Consider the following 18,271-nt stretch of genomic DNA (forward strand, 5'->3'; position numbering starts at 1 on the left):
ATTTTTGCATAACCCGTTCAGACATTCCCAACTTCTCCGCCATCACAGCTTGGGTCATATGCTTATCTTCCCGCAAATCGCGGATATTTTGTCTTAATTGGTCTCTTGCATTCATAAAAACTCTTTTCAGGTAACTTGGCATTCTCTTTGGGTAACCGGATATAACGAACCGTTTGTGGTAACAACTCTACTTAATCCTTAACATACAGACTCTTTAAACCACTCACGGAAAATTCATTATGGCATACCGCTACGATCCCGACTTGGAATTTTTGGGCTCTTGCTCATCAGAAGAATTAAACGATCTTGTTTACTCTCTTACTCACGACAAAGATGGCAGCACCCGCTATACGGAAAGTTTGACTGCCAACGAAAAATACAAACGCTATTATCCTGATCATCAAAAATATTGGAAAGAAATTGCCGAAGAAATCCAATTATTCGGCGGTAATACTTTCGCAAATATCTTCCGTGGCGGACGTGGCGTAGAATACAAAGAGATACTTTGTGATGTCTGCAACAAGATGAAAGTTAATTACAATAAATACGCACCAACTAAAGAAATCGAACAAAACCTTTTAATGAAAATTCTGAAAGATGCTCTGGATAAAATATCCCCCGAAGAACTTACCAATCTCGGAAGAGAATTGGGCTTAGATAGTGTATCATTGGTCAATCCATCCCAATTATCAGGTATTCTAATTGCAATTTTTAAAGCTGGAGGTTTCAAATCTTATCAATTAACCTTAATTGTCGTAAACGCCGTATTAAAAACACTAATCGGCAGAGGATTGACATTTGCCGGCAATGCCGCACTTACCCGAACTGCTGCGCTTCTAACCGGACCAATAGGTTGGATTATTACAGGATTATGGACTGCAGTTGATATTGCCGGTGCTGCCTACCGTGTAACCATTCCAGCTGTCATCCAAGTTGCCTATCTGCGTACACTCTCAGAAAATCGTGATGTTATTAAGTTTGAAAATATGAAATCTTAAATTTCTAAATCCAAGCCATACAATTGTATGGCTTTTTTCAATCTATCCTTTCAAACAGCATCGACCAGCAAAGCCCCCACCACTTCTTCCATTTTCATAAAGCGCGAGCCCTTCACCAGCACATGCGCGTTTGGCGGCAAATCGTGGCTCATCACTTGAATCAGCGGGTCTTTAGCGGCAAACCACAAGCCGTCGGCACCAAAGGTTTCCGCTGCTTCCACGCTGTCGTCGCCGACAAAATAGGCAAACTCAATGCCTTTGTCACGCGCATACGCACCAACTTCGGCGTGCATGGCGGCGGCTTTGTCTTCGCCCAACTCGCCCATATCGCCCATCACAAACACGCGTGGGGCAGGCAGGGCGGCTAATACGTCCAGCGCGGCTTTCATGCTGTCGGGATTGGCGTTGTAGGTATCGTCAATCAGGGTTGCGCCTTTAATGCCTTGTTTGATTTGCAGGCGGCCTTTAATGTTGCTGAAATGTTTGAGGCCGTCTGAAATCTGTTGCAGGCTCAAACCCGCTGCGTGCGCCAAAGCGGCTGCCGCACAAGCATTGCTGACATTGTGTTTACCCGGCACCGGCAACACCACCGCCGCACGCTCGCCGCCGCACACCAAATCAAATTCGCAAGATAAAGGTTTCAACACGATATTTTCGGCGTGTACATCGCCGCTTTGCGCACCGAAAGTTTGCGTTTTCAGACGACCTGTGGCGGCTTTGAAGGTATCGATATTGGCACCTTCACACGGAATCAATGCGAGGCCGTCTGAAGCCAAGCCTTCGTAAATTTCGCTTTTGGCTTTGGCAATGTCCCCACGCCGTCAAAACCGCAACCGACGTGCGCACGCAAGGCATTGTTTACCAGCGCCACATCGGGCTGGGCGATTCGGGTCAACAGCGCTAATTCGCCGAAATGGTTCATGCCCATTTCAATCACGGCATAGCGGTGTTTCTCATTTAATTTCAACAGCGTCAGCGGTAAGCCGATGTGGTTGTTGAAATTGCCTGCGGTGGCCAACACGGCTTTATCACCGAACTGATGGCGCAACACACCGGCCAACATTTCTTTCACCGTGGTTTTGCCGCTCGAGCCGGTCACGCCGAACACAAACGGATCCACGTTATCACGCCACGCTTTGGCCAAAGTTTGCAAGGCTGCCAAGGTATCTTCTACCTTCAATGCACCTTCCAGCCACACGCAATCTTCACGTGACACCACCACTGCCACCGCACCACGTTCCAACACATCACCGACAAAATCATGCGCGTCGAAATGTTCGCCCGCAAGCGCAAAAAACACATCGCCGCTTTGAATATCGCGGCTGTCGGTCACAATACGCTGCACCGGCTGATTTTCAGACGGCATGGGCAGGTTGAGGGCTTGGCAGATGAAGTGTGAATCTAAAGGTTTCATGGTTTCTTTAGTTGCTTTTGTTTTTCAGACGGCTTATCAAACAGCCTGGGCCGTCTGAAAAAATGGCTGTGTTGTACGTAAATGAATCTATCGGGGCATTTTTTAGGGCAGATAATTCTACTTACTTATTCTGATTAATCAAGGGATAAGGATTAATCGCACCGCTTGGCAGATAAACGCCGTAATGCAGATGCGGCTGCGTGCTTTTGGCGTTGCCCGTGTCGCCGACGTAACCGATGGTTTGCCCTGCTTTCACGCGCTGATTGAGTTTGATGTTGGCAAACTTATTCAAGTGGGCATAATAATGCCACGCGCCGGGACCTTGAATGCCGATGACTTTGCCACCGAGTTTGTTCTTACCGATTTTGGTCACCACCCCGTCGGTCGTGCTTCGGATTTTGGTATTTTTCTTAGCGAAAATGTCCACGCCTTCATGTCGGCGGCCATGGCTGCGCGCGGCCTGCCATGTATCGCTGAAGCGTTGGCCTTTGATCGGATTCATCAAGCTGCCGGTAGTCGGCGGCGTTTGTGCGCGCAGATAAGCTATTTCGGCGTGGGGGCGCGGCAATTTTCCGCTGCTGCAACCAAATAATAAAACGAAAGCAGCACCCATCAAAAAAGCGCGTTGAAGTGTGTGGGGCATAAATTTTCTTTCTTATTCAGACGGCCTATTGCATCATCAAGGCTGTCTGAATCAACCTTGGACTTTTTCTGCTTTCAAAATCACCTGATATTGCTCCATCGCCGAACGGAAGGCTTCATCGGCTGCTTCTACTTGGTCGGTTTGGAAGGCATTTTCAGCGCGACGGAAATGTTCTTCGCCTGCCGCCCATTGTTCAGGGTGTTTTTTGGCGTATTTTTTGGCATAGGTGCGGTTGTTCATCACCAAGTGGCGCAAGCCGTATAAAGTGTATTGCGGGTTGACGCTGTGACTGGTTTTATTGAATTTAAACACTTCGCCGCTGCTATTTTCTGCTTGGGCAGCCGGTTTCTCCGCCGTTTTTTCGCCACAGGCAGCCAATGCCGATAGGGCAACTATGTACAGGCCGATGATGTATTTCACGGTGTATTCTTTCTTTATCAGCGCTTGGCCAACGCAGCTTGAGCAATTTCAAAATCTGAAAAATGATGCTTCACGCCCTGTATATCCTGATAGGTTTCATGGCCTTTTCCGGCAATTAAAATGATGTCGTTTGCCGCCGCACGGACTACGGTATATTCGATTGCCGCTTTACGGTCGACCTCCACTTTTTCAGGATGGCATACTGCAGACAAAATATCGTTGATGATGTCTTGCGGCTGCTCCATGCGCGGATTGTCGCTGGTCACGACCACTTTATCCGCACCTGCCACCGCCGCCGCACCCATCAACGGGCGTTTACCGCGGTCGCGGTTGCCGCCGCAGCCGAAAACGCACCATAATGCGCCATCGTTCGGTTTGATTTCCTGCAAGGTGGACAAGGCTTTTTCCAGTGCATCAGGTGTGTGTGCATAATCGACCACAACCAAAGGTTTACCACTGTTCATGATACAATCCATGCGGCCGGTAGCTGGGCGGATTTGTGCCAAGACCTGCAATACTTTATCCAGCGGATAACCGTTGGCGCATAATAATCCGACACATGCCGCTAAATTCTGCGCGTTAAATCGGCCAAGCAAGCTGCCGTTGCATTCGCCTTTGCCCCATGGCGTATCAAACACCACGGTCATGCCGTCTGAAGATGCTTGAAATTCAACAATGCGGATATCGGCATCGGCATGAAAACCATAACCATATACGGCCAATTCGGACTTATCTTGTTTCAGACGGCCGACCAAAGCAGCGCCGTATTCATCATCGGTATTAATCACGGCGTGTTTCAAACCATGCCAGTAAAAAAGACGGGCTTTGATGCCGCCGTACGCTTCCATGGTGCCGTGATAGTCAAGATGGTCGCGCGTCAGATTGGTGAAAATGGCCGTCTTAAACGGCACACCGTTGACACGGAATTGGTCTAATCCGTGGCTGGACACTTCCATCGCTGCCACAGTAGCGCCTTGTTGTTTGAATTTATGCAACAGGGTTTGCACGGTTACCGGATCGGGGGTCGTATGGCTGGTTGCTTCAAGCTTGCCCCAAAAGCCGTTGCCGACCGTACCGATAATGGCACATTTTTCACCTAATAAATCAGCGGCTTGAGCCAGCCATTGGGTAATGGAGGTTTTTCCGTTGGTGCCGGTTACACCCCATACGCTGAAGCCGTCTGAAACGTTGCCGTACACTTCGGCCGCCAAAATGCCGGCGCGATGCTTCAAGTCTTTAATACCCTGATTGGGTACATACCACTCAGGATTCCAGACAAAACGGCCGTCATCGTCCCAAAACACGAATGCCGCGCCGTTGGCAATGGCCGCCGGAATATAGCTGCGTCCATCGGTATATTCGCCTTGACAGGCAACAAAAATATCGCCGGCCTTGATTTGACGGCTGTCTGAATGCAACAAACGCCCTGCTGCGTTTTCACACAGCAGAGCAGGTAAGTCGGTTTCAGCCAATGGAATTAACTCGCTGAACATAATATTCTCTTTACTACTTAAAAATTAAGAGGATGCTTTTTCTTTCGGCTTCAATGCGCTCAGTGGTTTGGTTGGCGATACACCTAAAATATTCAAGCTGCCGCCCATCACTTCTTTAAATACCGGACCTGCCACAACACCGCCGTAATAACCGTTTTTGGTCGGCTCATCCACCGTTACCGCCACAATCACGCGCGGATTTTTAGCAGGAGCAAAACCGATAAAGGTGGCAACGTGTTTGTTGTCGACATAACGGCCGCCGACCAATTTACGCGCCGTACCGGTTTTGGCACCGACATCAAAACCGTCTACTGCACCGGCTGTACCGGTCCCCCCTCTTCTGTTACCGATACCATCATTTCGCGCACTTGTCGCGCGGTTTCGGCCTTGATCACGCGTTTACCTTTAGGCGCAACAGCTTGTTTTTCGAAACTTACCGGCAACAAAATACCGTCGTGGGTCAAGGTAGTGTACGCGCGCGCCAGCTGCAACAGGCTCAATTGCAAACCATAACCGAAAGACATGGTGGCTTGCTCAATCGGCTGCCATTTGCGCCAGCTGCGCAACAAACCGGCAGTTTCACCCGGAAAACCCGAATACATGCGCACGCCTACGCCCAATTCATGATAGAAATCATACATTTCTTTCGGCTTAAACATCTTCGACAGTTTACTGGTGCCGACGTTAGAAGATTTCTGCATGATGCCGCGCACATCTAATTTCGGATAAACATGGGTATCGCGCACAGTTGCATTACCAATACGGTAAGGCATGGTATCGAATACTTTATTAGGTGTGGTTTTACCCGCATCTAAAGCCTTAGCAATAGTAAACGGCTTCATGGCCGAGCCCGGCTCAATCATATCGGTTACCGCCCGGTTACGGCGCTGCTCGCTGTTTGCCTTACCCGGTATGTTCGGGTCATAAGCCGGGCTGTTGACCAAGGCTAAAATCTCGCCGGTTTGCGCGTCCAACACCACCACAGTACCCGCTTTGGCCTGATGGTAAGCCACGGCTTTATTCAATTCTTCATAAGCCAAGGTTTGGATACGCTGATCCAAAGACAACACCATGTCCTGACCATTTTTTGGCTCACTGTTGCGTGGCGAATCCAAGCTATCAACAATATTACCTTTATTGTCGCGCAATACAACTTTGGCACCCGCCTCACCGCGCAAGCTGTCTTCACGCGACAATTCCAAACCTTCCTGGCCTTTACCGTCGATATTGGTGAAACCGATGACGTGGGCAAACAAATTACCCATCGGATAATGGCGCTTCAACTCTTTTTGAAAGCCCAAACCCTTTATACCCAAAGCGGTGATGGTATCTGCCGTTTCTTGACTCAATTGTCGTTTCAAATACACGAAATCACGGTCTTTACGGCCTAAACGCTCATGAATGGTTTCAACCGGCATCTCCAAAATAGCCGACAATTGCGCCATTTGATCAGCACTCGGCAGTTCATCAATACTTGATGGTATCGCATACAAAGATTCAGTCGGCGCACTTAAAGCCAAGGTCGCGCCGTTGCGGTCGGTGATCATGCCACGCGATGCAGGCAGTGTCAGGGTGCGCACAAAACGTTGGTCACCCTGGCTTTTCAAGAATTCGTGTTGCGTTGTCTGTAAATACACCCCCGCCCCAACAAAATGGCAAATGCACCGACAATCACCCCCAAGACCGTCCAAATACGCACATCACTGGTGATGGCTCTTTTAGTCTTGACCGGCTTGTGAATCATCTGCGGTTTATATTCATTCTTAATTAACATTGTAAACTTCTCGTGGTGAATACCTGCGCGACATGACCGCATGGACGTTTTCTATCGTTTTATTATTTCAAAGTGCAGAAGTTTATTATTTACGACGCTCAACCATCACGGTATTGCGTGAAGTCGGCGGCTGCAGGTTCTGCTTTTCCGCAGCCACTTTAATCAATTTATGATTGGCCAAACGCGCCTGCTCCAATTTCAAGCGGGCATAGTCTTGATCCAGTTTGATTTGCTGCTTTTGCGCCTTATCCAAGGCAATAAAGTGTAGACGCGACTGATTTTGCACGGTAACTACCGCTATACCCGTCGCAAAAACAGCCACTAATAATAATGCGTTTAATTTATTCATTTCAACCGAGCACCTGACCTTCAGACGGCCTGACAAACCGTATATTGATTATTCGGCAGTAAAACTACCTGCCGTACGCTCTGCCAGCCGCAATACTGCGCTTCTGGCGCGCGGATTGGCCGATGTTTCCGTCTCGCCGGGTTTGATGGCTTTACCCACCAACACCAAAGGCGGTTGCGGCAAATCAGATTCTTTTACTGCTGCCCAGCGCGGCAATGGCACATGTTGTGAATGCTTTTTCATAAACTGCTTCACAATACGGTCTTCCAAGGAATGAAATGCAATCACCGCCAAGCGGCCACCTTCGCTCAGACGGCCTACCACTTGCGGCAATACGGCTTCTACTTCTTCGAGTTCACGGTTAATAAAGATGCGAACTGCTTGGAAGGTGCGTGTTGCGGGGTCTTGTCCGCGCTCGTGAGTATGGACGTTTTGCGCCACGAGCTGCGCCAGCTTGCGGGTTGTATCGATGGGCGCTTCTTGCCGCGCTGCAACAATGGCACGCGCGATCTGGCGACTAAACCGCTCTTCACCATAATTTTTTATCACCTCATGTAATTCTTGCTCACTCGCCACGGCCAGCCATTCTGCCGCCGACATGCCGCGAGTCGGATCCATACGCATGTCTAAAGGCGCATCGAAACGAAAGCTAAAACCGCGTTCGCCCTCATCAATCTGCGGCGATGAAATACCCAAGTCAAACAAAGCACCGTCAATCTTTTCTATACCCAATTGATTCAATGCCGTCTGAAAAGTCGCAAAACCATCATGCACCACGCTGACCCGTTTGTCCTGATCGGCTAATTGATTGGCTACTGCAATCGCTTGTGGATCTTTATCAAACACCACCAAGCGCCCTGCCGCACCCAGCTTCGATAAAATCAGGCGGGAATGCCCTCCCCTACCAAACGTACCGTCAACGTATACGCCATCTTCACGGATATTCAAACCATCTACGGCCTCATGCAGCAGCACGGTAATATGTTGATAATCTTCAGCTTTACTCACAGTTGCAAATCCGTTTGACTCAATTGGAAGGCTAACTCATCAGGGTCGATATCCAAAGCCTGATTGATCTCCTCTTCCCAATGGTGGCGGCCCCACAGTTCCAAACGGTTGGCGCGGCCTACTAAGGTAACTTCTTTATCGAAATCGACACGTTTGCGCAAGTTGGCAGAAATCAGAATACGGCCAGAGCCGTCCCATTCCAGCGTTTCCGCATTATGTAGCAACAAATTCTGATAACGCTGCAAAACGGGATTGCCTGCCACTTTCATGCCCAGCAATTGCGCCGAAACACGTGCCCACTCAGCTTCAGGATAGAGCAGCAACTTTTGACGGGAATCAAGCGTTACCACCAGTGAAGGCGTGTATTGGCGCGATAAAAGGTCGCGGAATTTAGCCGGAATGGCCAACCGCCCTTTACTGTCTATGCTCAATTCATGAGAACCGCCAAACACGCTTCTACCACCCTCTCGCTGGTTAATCAAAATTTGGGGAATTCTGACATTTTTGCCCACCTTGCCCCACTAACCTACACTATAAGAAATTTTCATAGTTCGGTCAAATCAGCTCCTGCTCAAAAATAGAGCTACATTACAAAAAAAATCCATTAAGATACAAAGATATAAAGATAAAGTACCATTACCCCAATCCCTTACTCACACACACAAATTACAAAAAAATACAATATCTTGTGTTTAAATATAAAGTAAACACAAGATATTGTATTTAAAACCGGTATTTCGAGACTTATTCATTCAAGCTATAATGTCGCAGCAAATTCTGAATTTTTACATTATCTAACAGTCATGAAGCCACATATCCCCAGCCATCTGACGAAGCGAAGCAGTCAAGCCGGCAACTCTGCCAACACATTCGTCACGAAATTATCGCCCATGACAATTGGTTGCCATTCTCCCGTTTCATGGAACTCGCGCTTTATCATCCCGAATTCGGCTACTACACCGGAGGAAGTCATAAGATTGGTGGTTCTGGCGATTTCATTACTGCACCGACACTTTCCCCCTATTTGCCCAGACACTTGCTCGCCAACTCAACGCACTTTTACCGCAAACTGCCGGCAACATTTACGAATTTGGTGCAGGTACAGGCCGGTTGGCTGCTGAACTGCTGACACAGCTTTCAGGCAACCTAAAGCACTACTACATCATTGAATTGTCTGCCGAATTGGCACAACGCCAACGCACTTGGCTAGATCAGCAACTTAACCCTGAATTGAGCGCAAAAGTTATCCACCTTATCGTTTTACCCGATACCTTCGACGGCATCATTTTGGGGAATGAAGTGCTCGATGCCATGCCGATCGAACGCATTCACTACCAAGCAGGTACATTTCACCAAGTCGGCGTCAGCATAGAAAACCAGCAATTCATACAAACTTTCAAGCCCCTGTCATCTCAAACATTAATCCAAGCCAGCGAAGCCTACATGCCCACTATTGAAGGCTACACCAGTGAAATACATCCTGCGCAATATGCATTCATCGCTACGCTTTCGCAAAAATTAGCACGTGGCGCAATGATTTGGATCGACTACGGCTTTGATGCGCAACAGTATTACCATCCGCAACGCAACGACGGCACCCTCATCGGCCATTACCGCCACCACACCATTCACGACCCATTTTTCCACATCGGTCTGACTGACCTGACCGCCCACGTCAACTTTACCGACATCGCACAAGCCGCCACCGATGCCAAACTGGATTTTATCGGTTACACCACACAAGCAAATTTTTTGCTCAATCTGGGCATCACCGACTTATTGGCGGCTGCCGGCGATGTCGGTTCTGCGGCCTATTTGCGCGAAGCGGCGGCGGTACAAAAATTACTCAATCAACACGAAATGGGTGAGCTATTCAAAGTAATTGCCTTTGGCAAAAACATTGATATCGACTGGCAAGGCTTTCAATTTGGTGACATCAGTCATAAGTTATAAAGAATCTCACAGGCTGCCTGAACAATCTTTTCAGACGGCCTATAAACTTGGTTTTTGATATTCAAAATATTTTTTTACCATTTAAAATCAATATTTAAGGAAATTTTTAATAACTAACCCTTGTCAATTATTCAAAAAAACATATAATAGCTAATTCACGAAACGGCGAATTAGCTCAGTCGGTTAGAGCAGAGGAATCATAATCCTTGTGTCCGGGGTTCGAATCCCTGATTCGCCACCATATTTGAACGAGTTGAAATCAGATTTCAACTCGTTTTCCCAAGGGGGTATAGCTCAGTTGGTAGAGCGCTTGCATGGCATGCAAGAGGTCAGCGGTTCGATCCCGCTTACCTCCACCAGATTTAAAAAAAGCTCTTGCTTAATGCAAGAGCTTTTTTAATTGGCCGTTTGATTAAAATTTTTTCATCTGATTAGAGGTTAGTAGGACTCTTCGGGCGGTTTTATTTCTTGATTTTGAATAATACTTCTTTCATCTCATCCGGTAATTTTACCAAAGCTTTCTCAACAATCTCCGATGGAAGCCGCTGATAATACGCTTCAGCAATGCTGCCCGTAATGGCAGCCAAAGTATCGCTGTCGCCACCCAATGACACCACCAAGCGCAGCGCATGTTCAAAGCCTTCACTATCCAAAAATGCAATCACTGCTTCCGGCACCAGTGTTCATGCAACTTGCGTCAAACTGATAATTCGGACGGATATTATCACATGTCCGATTCAAATCATAACCAAACCGCTCACAAATCTGAGTGCGAATAAACGCCTTATCCCTCCCTTCTCTCGCCCAATAAATCGCCGCAGCCACAGCTTGCGCACCTTTAATACCTTCAGGATGATTGTGCGTAACAATGGCAGAGCGTTCGGCATAATTAAAACCCCTACCAAATCATCAAATGCCCATCCCGCCGCCGAAACGCGCATGGCCGAGCCATTATCCCAACTACCATACGGCTGCAGGTTTTCCTGGAAAATCCATTCATGAAACTGTCCGCCGTATGCACCTTTCGGATTAGGGTAACGACGGCACCAGCTTTGCAAAATGGCTGCCAAATTATCCGGACAACCTTGATTCACCCAATCGGCAACAGCCACAGTGCATACTGTATCATCAGTAAAATCAGCTTCGACACCAAATAGTTCAAAATCAGTGTGTTTATAAGGACTAAATTCAAACGGCGAACCGACAATATCGCCAATGACCGCGCCTAACATATTTTATCCTCACCCATGTCATAAGGCCGTCTGAAACGTTCAGACGGCCTTATGGCTCAACGCTTCGGCAATTCTACCACCACTGTATTGGCCAAATAATCCTGCAAGGTGCGGCGATCGCTTTTCACTTTAAACAACATCACCACACACGCCACGTAAGCAGCAAGTTGTATCAAATTACTCAATAAATCAAACATATCTGGATTACCGGTAATCGATTGTGCGACATACGCGATAACCCCCGCAGCCAAACCCAATAAAAAGTAATAGGCCACTTCGCGCATAAATACTGTGCCGAAAAAGCCGGGATTGCTGCCATTGGTTTTCAACACCCGAATACCCAACATTTTTTTGCCTAATGATTGGCCATCTTTACTCATAAAATAAATCTGTACCGCACCATAGACTACCAATACGGCAATACCAATCATCAGCCAAGTCATGTTGATTTCGGGCAAGGTCATTTCTTTAGACGCACTGACACGTTGCAAATAGCCGCTCTCGCCGGCCAATACCGAAATAATCAGTGGAATATATGCAGCAATATTTAACACGCTATTAATTATTACCGCCCCTATCCGCTTCATCGGCGGCGCCAAATCCACTTCAAATTGCGGCTCGGTCATTTCAGACAGCATCAAATTCATATCATTCATACGTTTACCTTTTGATGAGATTCAAACACATATTATTTGCGCATTTGCAAAAAAAATTCAATAAAAACCTTTACATTTTTTTCAGACGGCGTTAAAACACTTACTTTACTCATTTCAGAATTTTGTTAACGATTTCCCTCAAGGAGCACAGAATGAAAGTAGGTTTCGTTGGTTGGCGCGGCATGGTAGGCTCAGTATTGATGCAGCGCATGAAAGAAGAAAACGATTTCGCCCACATTCCTGAAGCGTATTTCTTCACAACGTCCAACGCCGGCGGCACCGCCCCTGATTTCGGCCAAGCAGCCAAAACCCTGCTGAATGCCAATGATGTGGCCGAACTGGCCAAAATGGACATCATTGTAACCTGCCAAGGCGGTGATTACACCAAAGCGGTTTTCCAACCATTGCGCGATAACGGCTGGAACGGCTACTGGATCGATGCAGCCTCTTCTTTGCGCATGGCCGATGATGCTATTATCGTCTTAGATCCGGTCAACCGCAAAGTCATTGATGACGGCCTGAATAACGGCGTGAAAAACTATATTGGCGGCAACTGCACCGTTTCCCTGATGCTGATGGCATTGGGCGGCTTGTTCCAAAACGATTTAGTCGAATGGGCCACCAGCATGACCTACCAAGCCGCTTCCGGTGCCGGTGCAAAAAACATGCGCGAATTGATTGAAGGCATGGGCGCCATCAAAGCGCAAGTGGCCGATGAGTTGGCCGATCCTTCCAGCGCCATTCTGGATATCGACCGCAAAGTTTCGGACTTCCTGCGCAGCGAAGACTACCCGAAAGCCAACTTCGGCGTTCCTTTGGCCGGCAGCCTGATACCGTGGATTGATGCCGACTTAGGCAACGGTCAATCCAAAGAAGAATGGAAAGGCAGCGTGGAAACCAACAAGATTTTGGGTAATGAGCAACCCATCGTAATCGACGGTCTGTGCGTGCGCATCGGCTCTATGCGTTGCCACAGCCAAGCCATTACGCTGAAGTTGAAAAAAGATTTACCGGTAGAAGAAATCGAACGCATTTTAGCCGAAGCCAATGATTGGGTGAAAGTGGTGCCGAATCAAAAAGAAGCCAGCATGAACGATCTGACCCCTGCCGCTGTAACCGGCACACTAACCGTACCGGTCGGCCGTATCCGCAAACTGGACATGGGCGGCGAATACATCAGTGCATTTACCGTTGGCGACCAATTATTGTGGGGTGCGGCCGAACCGTTACGTCGCGTATTGCGTATTATTTTGGGTAATCTGTAAGATACACAGACAAAAAGAGCAGCGGTTAAAACACCTTGCTCTTTTGCTTATTTAAAGGCCGTCTGAAACTTCAGACGGCTTTTTCGTTTTTTTAGGAAGACTTTTATTTGACCAACTTCAAACCTTTTTTCGGTTTAGATTCTGCTCCGGCGTCAACAGCAGGTTTCTGCTCTACTGCTTTATTGGCTTTATTGGCTTCATCAGGTGCATAAGGCTCAACTTCAAAGCCCATACCTTCACCGCTTTCTCTACCGAAAATACTGACAATATGCCCGACCGGAATCCAAATATCGTGCGCCACACCACTGAAACGGGCTGAGAAATTAACCCATTCGTTATCGATGTTCAAATTATGGCTGGCAGTTTGACCGATGTTTAAAACAATTTCGTTTTCGCGCACATATTGCATCGGCACACGCGTATGTTCATTCACCCACGCAACGATATGAGGTGTTTGGTTGTTATCCAAACACCATTCATATAAAGCACGGATTAAATAAGGTTTGGTACTGGCAGTCATCTCCCCTCCTTAAGATCAGCAATCAACGGCGCATGGCTTTTTCAGCCGGCGTCAAGGCTTCAATAAAGGCTTCGCGCTGGAAAATACGCTCGGCATATTTCAGAAGTGGCGCAGCGCTTTTACCCAACTTGATGTCATAATAATCCAAACGCCACAATAACGGTGACAAAGCAACATCAATCATCGAAAATTCATCGCCCAAAATGTATTTGTTTTTTGAGAACGCCGGTGCCAACAAGGTCAAACCATTACCGATGGCTTCACGTGCTTTAGCTTGTTCTTTATTGGTAGAGTCAGCATTTTCCAAAGTCTGAACCAAGCTAAACAGCTCTTTTTCCATACGATGCAAAACCAAACGGCCACGACCACGCATCACTGGATCGCCCGGCATCAATTGCGGATGCGGAAAACGCTCGTCAATGTATTCGTTGATGATGTTTGATTCATACAAAATCAAATCACGCTCGACCAATACCGGTACTTGGTTATACGGATTCATGACCGCCAAATCTTCCGGTTTGTTAAAAATATCGACGTCTTTGATTTCAAAATCCATGCCTTTTTCGTACAACACGAAACGGCAGCGCTGACTAAACGGGCAAGTAATGCCTGAATATAAAGTCATCATAGCGTTTGGCTCCTATTCCGTACCGCCTTTTCAGACGGCCTATATATAAAGTTAATGGCTTGATTATATACGACTGCGTAATCTAAAGCTAGGAAATAGATCTAATGCTTTATTTTTATTAAATATTTTTCAAAATTTATGATTCCGTAAATACAAAAAAAGCAAGCCGGAGGGCTTGCTTTTTTGCCGCATGCTTCTTAGTGAACGTCTTTCCAGAATTCTTTCTTCAAGAAATACGCCAACGGCAACATTACTGCCAGTAAGAAAATCATCACGATATAGCCGGTACGGTGGCGTTGCAATTGCGCCGGTTCACCCATGTAGACCATGAAATTCACCAAATCGCGGGCATAATCGTCATACTCTTTTTCGATGACTTTACCGTTTGGCAAGCGACGGGAATGCAAACCGGTAGACTCCCAGTAGAGTTTCGGTTCTTTCACGCCATGCTCGTTTTCAACCCAAATCGGTTGGCCTTTGTCGTCCAACTCAACCGCTTTTACGCCTTGTTGTTCCCACAAAGGATGCGGCATGCCGACTTTGTCGAATACGGTGTTGTTCCAGCCGTTAGGACGGGTCGGATCTTTGTAGAAGCCGCGCATATAGGCATACAGGTAATCTGCACCACGCGAGCGGGCAATCAGCGTCAAATCCGGTGGTGCTGCGCCAAACCATTTTTCCGCATCTTTCGGCTGCATGGCAGACAACATTACCTCACCTACGTTATCGGTAGTGAACATCAGGTTTTTCTTGATTTCATCATCAGTCAAACCGATGTCTTTCAAACGGTTGAAACGCATGCCGGTCGCTGAGTGGCAAGACAAGCAGTAGTTGGTGAAAATCTGCGCACCGCGCTGCAGGCTCACTTGGTCACGTAAATCGATGTCGACTTTTTCGTAAACCTGATCGCCGGCAGCCATCGCCGCACTCATCGGCACTGCCAACAATAAGGCAGCAAACCAGTTTTTAAGTGTTTGTTTCATTTTCGCTGCCCTCATTAGATATTCACTGCAAACAGATACGAGCCAATCAGGGTAATCGCTACGTAAACGAAGAACATAACTTTCTGTTTGGTCGTGCTCATGGTCACGCGTTCAGGAACCGGTTTGTCTTTATCCAATTTGGTGTAGAACGGCATGCCCAAGAAGAAGGCGAAATAAACAACCGACAAGATACGCGCCACCAAAGTACGGGTATCGGTCGCTACCAATGCACCCAAAATACCCAAGCCGATGAATGAAATCACAAACAATACCACGGCGATTTTGAATAACGGACCACGGTAGCGGATAGATTTCACTTCGCCTTTATCCAACCAAGGCAGCAGGGCAATCAATACCACGGCCGCACCCATCGCAATCACACCCCAAACCTGTGTACCCAAGAATGATGGTACGGCTCGCAAAATCGCGTAGAACGGTGTGAAGTACCATACCGGTGCAATGTGCGCAGGTGTTTTCAGCGGATTGGCTGCGTCAAAGTTTGGTTTTTCCAAGAAGTAACCGCCGCCTTCAGGTGCGAAGAACATCACGGCACAGAATACAATCAGGAATACCACTACGCCCAAAATGTCTTTCACAGTGTAGTAAGGATGGAAAGGAATACCGTCTAAAGGTACGCCGTTTTCATCTTTCAGTTTCTTGATTTCTACGCCGTCAGGGTTGTTTGAACCCACTTCGTGCAAGGCAATCACGTGCGCCACTACCAAGCCGATCAATACCAAGGGTACGGCAATCACGTGCAAGGCAAAGAAACGGTTCAATGTTACGTCAGATACGTTAAAGTCACCGCGAATCCAAGTAGACAAGTCAGGACCGATGACCGGAATAGCGGCAAACAGATTGATAATTACCTGCGCCCCCAGAACGACATCTGTCCCCAAGGCAACAGATAACCCATAAAGGCTTCTGCCATCAAGGCCAAGAAAATCAGTGATCCGAATACCCAAACCAATTCGCGCGGTTTTTTGTACGAACCGTATACCAAGCCACGGAACATATGCAGGTAAACGACGATAAAGAAGAATGATGCGCCGGTAGAGTGCATGTAGCGGATAATCCAGCCGCCAGATACGTCGCGCATAATGTATTCTACCGCGGTAAAGGCCGCAGGCAGATGGTAGGCATTCAAGTTGCCGTCCGGTTTGTAGTTCATGGTCAGAAAAATGCCGCTGACGATTTGAATCACCAGCACCAACAAGGCCAACGAACCGAAGTAATACCAGAAATTGAAGTTTTTAGGAGCATAATACTGAGCCAAATGCTCATTCCACATTTTAGTCAGCGGAAAGCGAGCGTCTACCCAGCCTAACAATGCTTTTGCTTTGTCATTGGTTTGGTTTGCCATAGTTTCAGTTCCTTATTATTAGTCTTCGCCTACCAAGACGGTTGTATCGCTCAGATATTTATAAGGCGGTACCACCAAGTTGGTCGGTGCAGGAACACCTTTGTACACACGGCCTGCAATATCGAATTTCGAACCGTGGCAAGGGCAGAAGAAACCGCCTTTCCAATCCGCACCCAAATCAGCCGGCGCAATATCAGGGCGGTAGGTCGGAGAGCAGCCCAAGTGGGTACAGATACCGATGGCAACCAAAATATTCGGTTTAATCGAACGGGTTTCGTTTTTCGCGTATTCAGGCTGTTGTTCTGCATCTGAATTCGGGTCGGCCATTTGGCCATCCAACGTTTTCAGGTCTTTCAACTGCTGTTCTGTGCGGTTGACAATCCAAATCGGTTTGCCCTGCCATTCGGCAGTCATCATTTGGCCAGCTTCGATTTTGCTGACATCCACTTCGATAGCAGCACCGGCGGCTTTGGCTTTTTCCGAAGGGAAAAAGCTTGCTACGAAAGGCGTTGCCACACCTAAGGCAGCTACCCCTCCTGCGCCGCAGGTTGCGAGCGTCAGGAAACGGCGGCGGCCATTATTGATTTCTTGATTATCCATTATTCAGTCGTCCTAAGAATTTTGGGAATACCGAGCCATTAAACAGTGTAATTCTACCTAGTTTGTTGTAATACTCAAAGCATTATTTAAAATAAGGTAAAGATTTTGTGATATTTCTCAATATTCAAGCAGGATTTTGTTCGTCGAAACGATATATTTCTACCTGAAATACATCTTGAATCGCCTTAGCCAGCGCCTGCACACCGTAACGCTCAGTCGCGTGATGGCCTGCACCGATAAACGCTACACCGCATTCGTTGGCCAAGTGGTATTGCGCTTCGGAAATTTCACCGGTGACATAAGCATCGACACCTTCGTCAATGGCCGTCTGAAAAAAGCCTTGCGCACCGCCGGTACACCAGGCAATGCGTTTGATTTCACGCTTCATGTCGCCCACGACAACCGGCTGGCGCTGCAATTTATCGGCCATACCCTCTGAAAGTTGCTGCAAGGTTTGCACTGTTTTCAGGCGGCCTACATTTAATAGGTTTTGATCACCGCATTGGTAATCCGATTCCCAATCCAATAAAGCCGCCAATTGCGCATTGTTGCCCCACTCTGGATGCGCATCCAAAGGCAGGTGATAGCCAACCATATTGATTTGGTGTTGCAATAATGTTTCGATACGCTCTTTTTTCCAGCCGGTAATGGTCAGCGGCTCGCTTTTCCAAAACATGCCGTGATGCACCAGCAACATATCCGCACCTTGTTCGACGGCAAAATCAATCGCTGCTTTACTGGCGGTAACCGATGTTACGATTTTGTTGACTTTTTCACGCCCTCTACCTGCAAACCGTTGGGGCATAGTCTTTAAACAGATTGACTTGCAAATTTTCTCGGCACCAATCCAATACTTCCTGACGTGTCGCCATATCGTCTTCCTTTGCTCGCATTTTTAAATGTAACGCATTTTATCTGAAAACCTCCCGTGTTTTTCTATCATTACACTAAATAAAATAACCGTTCTTATTC

At 47.5% G+C, this 18,271-nt stretch carries 17 protein-coding genes, 2 tRNA genes and 5 pseudogenes; 6 read left to right on the forward strand and 18 right to left on the reverse strand.

What is annotated here, in order from left to right; translation table 11 throughout:
• Positions 1-239: 239 nt before the first annotated feature.
• On the forward strand, positions 240-998 hold the full coding sequence (locus tag CGZ65_RS12105; protein ID WP_096295993.1) for a YaaW family protein: 759 nt from the start codon (positions 240-242) through the stop codon (positions 996-998).
• A gap of 50 nt (positions 999-1,048) precedes the next feature.
• On the opposite strand, the pseudogene CGZ65_RS12110 reads toward CGZ65_RS12105, so the two are convergent.
• The 8 genes and pseudogenes from CGZ65_RS12110 to mraZ all read right to left on the reverse strand — a co-directional run bounded on the left by CGZ65_RS12110 (position 1,049) and on the right by mraZ (position 8,551).
• Positions 1,049-2,412: pseudogene (locus CGZ65_RS12110) on the reverse strand (UDP-N-acetylmuramoyl-tripeptide--D-alanyl-D-alanine ligase).
• A 121-nt stretch (positions 2,413-2,533) separates the two neighbouring features.
• On the reverse strand, positions 2,534-3,055 hold the full coding sequence (locus CGZ65_RS12115; protein ID WP_096295994.1) for a M23 family metallopeptidase: 522 nt from the start codon (positions 3,053-3,055) through the stop codon (positions 2,534-2,536).
• A gap of 51 nt (positions 3,056-3,106) precedes the next feature.
• Positions 3,107-3,475 carry a hypothetical protein gene (locus CGZ65_RS12120; RefSeq protein WP_096295995.1) on the reverse strand — a complete coding sequence of 123 codons (369 nt, stop codon included), beginning with the start codon at positions 3,473-3,475 and terminating at the stop codon, positions 3,107-3,109.
• Between the two features lie 17 nt (positions 3,476-3,492).
• Positions 3,493-4,968, reverse strand: a complete 1,476-nt coding sequence (locus CGZ65_RS12125) for a UDP-N-acetylmuramoyl-L-alanyl-D-glutamate--2,6-diaminopimelate ligase (RefSeq protein ID WP_096295996.1) — start codon at positions 4,966-4,968, stop codon at positions 3,493-3,495.
• A gap of 24 nt (positions 4,969-4,992) precedes the next feature.
• Positions 4,993-6,742: pseudogene (penA, locus tag CGZ65_RS12130) on the reverse strand (peptidoglycan D,D-transpeptidase PBP2).
• Between the two features lie 85 nt (positions 6,743-6,827).
• A complete protein-coding gene (ftsL, locus tag CGZ65_RS12135) occupies positions 6,828-7,091 on the reverse strand; it encodes a cell division protein FtsL (protein ID WP_096295997.1) in 264 nt (87 codons plus the stop codon).
• 48 nt (positions 7,092-7,139) lie between these two features.
• Positions 7,140-8,099 (reverse strand): 16S rRNA (cytosine(1402)-N(4))-methyltransferase RsmH, encoded by a 960-nt coding sequence (gene rsmH / locus CGZ65_RS12140; protein WP_096295998.1) that lies wholly within the window; start codon positions 8,097-8,099, stop codon positions 7,140-7,142.
• Positions 8,096-8,551 carry a division/cell wall cluster transcriptional repressor MraZ gene (gene mraZ / locus CGZ65_RS12145; RefSeq protein ID WP_096295999.1) on the reverse strand — a complete coding sequence of 152 codons (456 nt, stop codon included), beginning with the start codon at positions 8,549-8,551 and terminating at the stop codon, positions 8,096-8,098. Before mraZ ends, rsmH begins: the two co-directional genes overlap by 4 nt.
• A gap of 449 nt (positions 8,552-9,000) precedes the next feature.
• Here mraZ and CGZ65_RS15300 point away from each other — a divergent pair, with 449 nt between their 5' ends.
• From CGZ65_RS15300 to CGZ65_RS12160, 4 genes are all read left to right on the forward strand, one after another.
• Complete coding sequence (locus CGZ65_RS15300) at positions 9,001-9,228, forward strand: hypothetical protein (RefSeq protein WP_415906956.1); 228 nt, start codon at positions 9,001-9,003, stop codon at positions 9,226-9,228.
• Positions 9,180-10,052: a class I SAM-dependent methyltransferase gene (locus tag CGZ65_RS12150; RefSeq protein ID WP_415906988.1), complete on the forward strand. Its 873-nt coding sequence runs from the start codon at positions 9,180-9,182 to the stop codon at positions 10,050-10,052. The genes CGZ65_RS15300 and CGZ65_RS12150 overlap by 49 nt, the downstream gene beginning before the upstream one ends.
• A 164-nt stretch (positions 10,053-10,216) precedes the next feature.
• Positions 10,217-10,293: transfer RNA gene (locus tag CGZ65_RS12155), tRNA-Met, on the forward strand.
• Positions 10,294-10,335: 42 nt separating this feature from the next.
• A tRNA-Ala gene (locus tag CGZ65_RS12160) sits at positions 10,336-10,411 on the forward strand.
• 102 nt (positions 10,412-10,513) lie between these two features.
• Here CGZ65_RS12160 and CGZ65_RS14970 read toward each other — a convergent pair.
• From CGZ65_RS14970 to CGZ65_RS12170, 4 genes and pseudogenes are all read right to left on the reverse strand, one after another.
• Positions 10,514-10,717, reverse strand: a complete 204-nt coding sequence (locus CGZ65_RS14970) for an ADP-ribosylglycohydrolase family protein (RefSeq protein ID WP_332457924.1) — start codon at positions 10,715-10,717, stop codon at positions 10,514-10,516.
• Positions 10,698-10,922, reverse strand: coding sequence for a hypothetical protein (locus CGZ65_RS15305; protein ID WP_415906989.1), 225 nt, complete (start codon positions 10,920-10,922; stop codon positions 10,698-10,700). The genes CGZ65_RS14970 and CGZ65_RS15305 overlap by 20 nt, the downstream gene beginning before the upstream one ends.
• A gap of 50 nt (positions 10,923-10,972) precedes the next feature.
• Positions 10,973-11,284 (reverse strand): annotated as a pseudogene (locus CGZ65_RS15310) (ADP-ribosylglycohydrolase family protein); the annotation flags it as partial.
• 56 nt (positions 11,285-11,340) lie between these two features.
• Complete coding sequence (locus tag CGZ65_RS12170) at positions 11,341-11,940, reverse strand: RDD family protein (protein WP_096296000.1); 600 nt, start codon at positions 11,938-11,940, stop codon at positions 11,341-11,343.
• Between the two features lie 152 nt (positions 11,941-12,092).
• Between CGZ65_RS12170 and asd the strand changes: the two genes are divergently transcribed.
• Entirely contained in the window at positions 12,093-13,205 is a 1,113-nt protein-coding gene (asd, locus tag CGZ65_RS12175) for an aspartate-semialdehyde dehydrogenase (protein WP_096296001.1), read from the forward strand.
• Positions 13,206-13,308: 103 nt separating this feature from the next.
• On the opposite strand, the gene CGZ65_RS12180 is transcribed toward asd, so the two are convergent.
• From CGZ65_RS12180 to CGZ65_RS12205, 6 genes and pseudogenes are all read right to left on the reverse strand, one after another.
• On the reverse strand, positions 13,309-13,725 hold the full coding sequence (locus CGZ65_RS12180) for a ClpXP protease specificity-enhancing factor (RefSeq protein ID WP_096296002.1): 417 nt from the start codon (positions 13,723-13,725) through the stop codon (positions 13,309-13,311).
• A gap of 22 nt (positions 13,726-13,747) precedes the next feature.
• A complete protein-coding gene (locus tag CGZ65_RS12185; protein WP_096296003.1) occupies positions 13,748-14,353 on the reverse strand; it encodes a glutathione S-transferase N-terminal domain-containing protein in 606 nt (201 codons plus the stop codon).
• A 197-nt stretch (positions 14,354-14,550) separates the two neighbouring features.
• Complete coding sequence (locus tag CGZ65_RS12190) at positions 14,551-15,336, reverse strand: cytochrome c1 (protein ID WP_198345296.1); 786 nt, start codon at positions 15,334-15,336, stop codon at positions 14,551-14,553.
• Positions 15,337-15,350: 14 nt separating this feature from the next.
• Positions 15,351-16,699: pseudogene (locus tag CGZ65_RS12195) on the reverse strand (cytochrome b).
• A gap of 18 nt (positions 16,700-16,717) precedes the next feature.
• The gene (gene petA / locus CGZ65_RS12200; protein WP_096296005.1) at positions 16,718-17,299 is read right to left on the reverse strand and encodes a ubiquinol-cytochrome c reductase iron-sulfur subunit; all 582 of its coding nucleotides are present in this window, start codon (positions 17,297-17,299) and stop codon (positions 16,718-16,720) included.
• A 124-nt stretch (positions 17,300-17,423) separates the two neighbouring features.
• Positions 17,424-18,171: pseudogene (locus tag CGZ65_RS12205) on the reverse strand (Nif3-like dinuclear metal center hexameric protein).
• Positions 18,172-18,271: the final 100 nt, after the last annotated feature.

Origin of the sequence: Neisseria weixii (assembly GCF_002327085.1) — a bacterium.
Classification (GTDB): domain Bacteria; phylum Pseudomonadota; class Gammaproteobacteria; order Burkholderiales; family Neisseriaceae; genus Neisseria; species Neisseria weixii.

What these genes read in the sequence shown, in the direction of transcription:
- petA (WP_096296005.1), bottom strand. Translation starts at nt 17,299, where the DNA reads ATGGATAATCAAGAAATCAATAATGGCCGCCGCCGTTTCCTGACGCTC.
- CGZ65_RS12115 (WP_096295994.1), bottom strand. Translation starts at nt 3,055, where the DNA reads ATGCCCCACACACTTCAACGCGCTTTTTTGATGGGTGCTGCTTTCGTT.
- CGZ65_RS12105 (WP_096295993.1), top strand. Translation starts at nt 240, where the DNA reads ATGGCATACCGCTACGATCCCGACTTGGAATTTTTGGGCTCTTGCTCA.
- CGZ65_RS12185 (WP_096296003.1), bottom strand. Translation starts at nt 14,353, where the DNA reads ATGATGACTTTATATTCAGGCATTACTTGCCCGTTTAGTCAGCGCTGC.
- CGZ65_RS12170 (WP_096296000.1), bottom strand. Translation starts at nt 11,940, where the DNA reads ATGAATGATATGAATTTGATGCTGTCTGAAATGACCGAGCCGCAATTT.
- CGZ65_RS12180 (WP_096296002.1), bottom strand. Translation starts at nt 13,725, where the DNA reads ATGACTGCCAGTACCAAACCTTATTTAATCCGTGCTTTATATGAATGG.
- ftsL (WP_096295997.1), bottom strand. Translation starts at nt 7,091, where the DNA reads ATGAATAAATTAAACGCATTATTATTAGTGGCTGTTTTTGCGACGGGT.
- asd (WP_096296001.1), top strand. Translation starts at nt 12,093, where the DNA reads ATGAAAGTAGGTTTCGTTGGTTGGCGCGGCATGGTAGGCTCAGTATTG.
- CGZ65_RS12190 (WP_198345296.1), bottom strand. Translation starts at nt 15,336, where the DNA reads ATGAAACAAACACTTAAAAACTGGTTTGCTGCCTTATTGTTGGCAGTG.
- CGZ65_RS12125 (WP_096295996.1), bottom strand. Translation starts at nt 4,968, where the DNA reads ATGTTCAGCGAGTTAATTCCATTGGCTGAAACCGACTTACCTGCTCTG.